General features: G+C 47.1%; 4 protein-coding genes. 2 read left to right on the plus strand and 2 right to left on the minus strand.

What is annotated here, in order from left to right; genetic code table 11:
- Positions 1–343 precede the first annotated feature (343 nt).
- Complete coding sequence (gene alaC, locus A7589_RS22495; RefSeq protein WP_000785907.1) at positions 344–1582, plus strand: alanine transaminase; 1239 nt, start codon at positions 344–346, stop codon at positions 1580–1582.
- Positions 1583–1645: 63 nt separating this feature from the next.
- Here the strand turns inward: alaC and ypdK are convergent, their stop codons facing one another.
- Both ypdK and lpxP read right to left on the minus strand, forming a co-directional pair.
- Positions 1646–1717 carry a membrane protein YpdK gene (gene ypdK / locus A7589_RS22500; RefSeq protein ID WP_010723117.1) on the minus strand — a complete coding sequence of 24 codons (72 nt, stop codon included), beginning with the start codon at positions 1715–1717 and terminating at the stop codon, positions 1646–1648.
- Between the two features lie 354 nt (positions 1718–2071).
- Entirely contained in the window at positions 2072–2992 is a 921-nt protein-coding gene (gene lpxP, locus A7589_RS22505) for a kdo(2)-lipid IV(A) palmitoleoyltransferase (RefSeq protein WP_000484420.1), read from the minus strand.
- Positions 2993–3342: 350 nt separating this feature from the next.
- Here lpxP and A7589_RS22515 point away from each other — a divergent pair, with 350 nt between their 5' ends.
- Positions 3343–3585 carry a YfdY family protein gene (locus A7589_RS22515; RefSeq protein ID WP_000639882.1) on the plus strand — a complete coding sequence of 81 codons (243 nt, stop codon included), beginning with the start codon at positions 3343–3345 and terminating at the stop codon, positions 3583–3585.
- The last annotated feature ends 737 nt before the right edge of the window (positions 3586–4322 follow it).

Below are 4322 nucleotides of genomic sequence, written 5' to 3' on the forward strand. Positions count from 1 at the left end.
TAGGTAACCTGAAGGCTGATGACCAGCAGGCCGTTTTTGAGGAAAAACCACACTTTTAAAAGGGGATTGTCAGGCAAATGGTGTATTGGCAATGCATCTCTTGATAATGCACACTCAATAAGTAAATTTATTGAAATTATAATGTTAATTAATATGAATTTAATTTTCTTGGAAGAAAGTAAGGATTTCCCGTTTTATTACAGGTTTTCCTCTTTTTTTGGTAGAAAAAAATATTTGCTAAAACGCTCGACAGACAGAAATTAATCAGGCTATTTTCAAAACAGCCACCATCGTGGCAGCGTCGCTCGGACGGTCCGGGCGCTAACGTTAATCTGAGGAAATTATGGCTGACACTCGCCCTGAACGTCGCTTTACGCGTATTGATCGTCTCCCGCCCTACGTTTTTAACATTACCGCTGAACTGAAAATGGCTGCGCGCCGGCGTGGCGAAGATATTATCGATTTCAGTATGGGCAATCCGGACGGCGCAACCCCGCCGCATATCGTCGAAAAACTCTGTACCGTGGCGCAGCGCCCGGACACACATGGCTATTCCACTTCACGTGGCATTCCCCGGTTGCGTCGCGCCATTTCCCACTGGTATCAGGATCGCTACGACGTTGAGATAGATCCGGAATCAGAAGCCATCGTCACCATTGGCTCGAAAGAGGGGCTGGCGCACCTGATGCTGGCGACGCTGGATCACGGCGACACTGTGCTGGTGCCGAATCCAAGTTATCCGATTCATATCTACGGCGCGGTGATTGCCGGTGCGCAGGTACGTTCAGTGCCACTGGTGGAGGGTGTTGATTTCTTCAATGAACTGGAACGCGCAATTCGCGAAAGTTATCCGAAACCGAAGATGATGATCCTCGGCTTCCCGTCGAACCCAACCGCGCAATGTGTGGAACTGGAATTCTTCGAAAAGGTTGTTGCGCTGGCGAAACGCTACGATGTACTGGTGGTTCACGACCTGGCCTATGCCGATATCGTCTACGATGGCTGGAAAGCGCCGTCAATCATGCAGGTTCCGGGCGCACGTGACGTGGCGGTCGAGTTCTTTACCTTGTCGAAAAGTTACAACATGGCAGGCTGGCGTATTGGCTTTATGGTCGGTAACAAAACGCTGGTCAGTGCGCTGGCGCGTATCAAAAGCTACCACGATTACGGTACTTTTACGCCATTGCAGGTGGCTGCAATTGCCGCGCTGGAAGGCGATCAACAGTGCGTGCGCGATATTGCCGAACAGTATAAGCGCCGCCGCGATGTTCTGGTAAAAGGGCTGCATGAAGCGGGCTGGATGGTTGAAATGCCGAAGGCTTCGATGTATGTCTGGGCAAAAATCCCTGAACCGTATGCGGCAATAGGCTCGCTGGAGTTTGCCAAAAAGCTGCTTAACGAAGCGAAGGTCTGTGTCTCTCCGGGGATTGGCTTTGGCGACTACGGCGACACGCATGTACGCTTTGCGCTGATTGAAAACCGTGACCGTATTCGTCAGGCGATACGCGGGATTAAAGCGATGTTCCGCGCAGACGGTTTACTGCCCGCCAGCAGTAAACATATTCACGAAAACGCCGAATAAATGCATTCTCAGAAAAGCAAACAGGAGCCAGATGGCTCCTGTTTTTCGTTGCACAGTTTGCTTTTAGATCATCAGGGCAAAAGTACCGGCCCAAACGATGACCATAAAAGAAATGCCCATAAAGAAATATTTCACTTTACATCTCTCCGCGTAATTACAGTTACGCCTGAATGACTTCATTACATCTGATACAGTGAGCTGACACCGGGAAAACGACCTTAACAGGCCTCTGTTTTGCCGTGGGCATCACCCCAGAATTCTGAGCTGATTTGCTCGAGACGGCGCTAATGTACGCCTAAAACTAAATTGAAACAAGTGGCATTTTCTTATTTACTTTTAGTAACTTACGAGTGTCTCATATCGGCGACAGTTTAATTTCTGTCAGTAATAATTCATGATTCAGCGAAGGGGAAAGCCTTAAGAAAAAAGCCATAAAAACCATTGAGTTATTATGGCTAATTTGAGGAGGGAAGAAGAGCTGGTCGTTTGTTAAACGTATAACGACGCTTCACCCACCGGACGCGTTTTGAAGCGGCGGTGGATCCAGAGATACTGCTCCGGTGCGCGCATAATCTCTTTCTCAATAATCTTGTTCATATAAGCCGCAGCCTGACCTTCATCTGTCGGGTAGCCTTCCATTTCTGGGGTGATATACAAACGGTATCCGCTGTAATCGGCTTTTCGTACCATCGTCACAGTCAACATGGCGGAACCTGAGAGGCGTGACAATACGTAAGTGCCATTGGTTGTCGCAACATTTTCTACCGCAAAGAACGGAGCGAAGGAGCTTCCTTTACGACCATAATCCTGGTCGGGAGCGAACCATACGGCTTCACCTTTTTTCAAAGCACCAACAATACCGCGCAGATTATTTCTGCCGATCATCGCTTTATTCGAACGCATCCGACCACGGGTCTGCACCCATTCCATCAATTGATTATTATGCGGACGATAAGTTGCCATCATTGGCTGGCAAATCCCCATTACGCGGCCGCCCAGTTCCAGTGACATAAAATGTACGCCGACTACCATTACGCCGCGATTTTGCATTTGTGCGCGTTGCAGGTTATCCAGACCTTCAACATCAAACCATTTACGCACGCGACGATCGGGCCAGAACCACGCCATGCCGGTTTCTACCAGCGCCATGCCGAGTGAACGAAAGTTTTCGGCAATCATCTTCTCGCGTTCTTCAGATGAATGCTGTGGGAAGCAAAGTTCAAGGTTTTTGCGGGCGATGGATTCGCGACGTTTCAGAAATGGTCTGGCCATCGTGCCGATACGTGTGCCAAGAAAACACAGGACAGGATAAGGAAGCTGTACCCAAAGCCAGAGTACGCCCAGACCAAACCACGTGAGCCAGTAGCGAGGATGGAGAAACTCGCGGGAAAATTTGCGTTGTGGAAACATAGTTACCTTCTGTAGATACGAATTGTTGTATCGCAGAAGATTCCATGTCGACAGCGGTACACTCAATATATTAGGCCATCATGTACGACAATGGTTCCTGTAAAGAGTGTAAAGACTAGCCAGGACAAAACCACGAGGAGCATGAATGCGGTACTTCCATTTTATCATCAGCCGATTGTTTTCAGCTACTGATTATTAATCACTCAAGTAAATATTTTTCAGAACTGGAAGCTCTATTTTTAACATCTTGTTTTTATTAGAACCTGGCAAAAATTGCCAGCGATTAAGAATTGTCTTACTATTAAACTACCTGAAGTAACAGGTTTTTTAGCGCGGCAGGAGGTTGAGCTATGATTTATTTATGGATGTTTCTCGCTCTGTGTATTGTTTGTGTCAGCGGATATATTGGTCAGGTACTAAATGTAGTATCTGCTGTCTCTTCATTTTTCGGCATGGTGATCCTCGCCGCCCTCATTTATTACTTCACTATGTGGTTAACTGGCGGTAATGAGCTGGTAACGGGGATATTTATGTTTATTGCCCCGGCTTGTGGCTTGATGATCCGCTTTATGGTGGGGTATGGAAGGCGGTAATAGGGGGCGAAAATTTTTATGGCAGGTGTTCAGAGCACCAACTGAAGAGATTTTCACCTGTGACCATCCATTTCGTGAATATATAATGCCACTTTAGAGCAATCGGCTGGACATGACCGTTATTGTTGAGTTGGTGGCCGTTTTTACGTCATTTCCGATAAAAGGTCTTTGCATAGAATTATGCACAAACACGAAAAAAGAGAGTGTTAGAAATTCTGGGGCATTTCAGTAATTTGCAATCAGAAAGGAATGACGTATGTACCGGCCCTTCGATTTTGATGAAACCCTTAGGTGCTTCAGTCTGGATCTAACGGATGAAGACGGCATTTTAGATCATTTAATCAAACAGTTAACCTCAGCTGCATTGACTGCGGAATTTGGCTCTCGTCTGGTTCAGTAGTTGGAAGCCAGGTCTAAAAACGGTTCCAGTAAAAAGATTATTAAAGCCACAACGGGCAGTTTCGAATGGACTGCGTCACGCGACTCTAATCGCTCGGTTGACTCCCAATTAGTGAAAAAGCGCCAGACCACGTTCCCCGATAAGATCGAACGGATTATCATTCTCTTGTTGTGCTTGGGGTACGCTGCAGGATCTCTGCAGTGAGATTGAAGATTTATATGCTTTCAGCGTGCCCGCTATGACCATCATCGCCATGACAATAAAGCCATTTCTGAGTTAAACCAGTGGCAACAACGTCCACTGGAAAAGTTCTGAGTCTGGGTGATGCTGCCAACTT

This window comes from Escherichia sp. MOD1-EC6475 (assembly GCF_003046645.1).
Lineage (GTDB): Bacteria > Pseudomonadota > Gammaproteobacteria > Enterobacterales > Enterobacteriaceae > Escherichia > Escherichia ruysiae.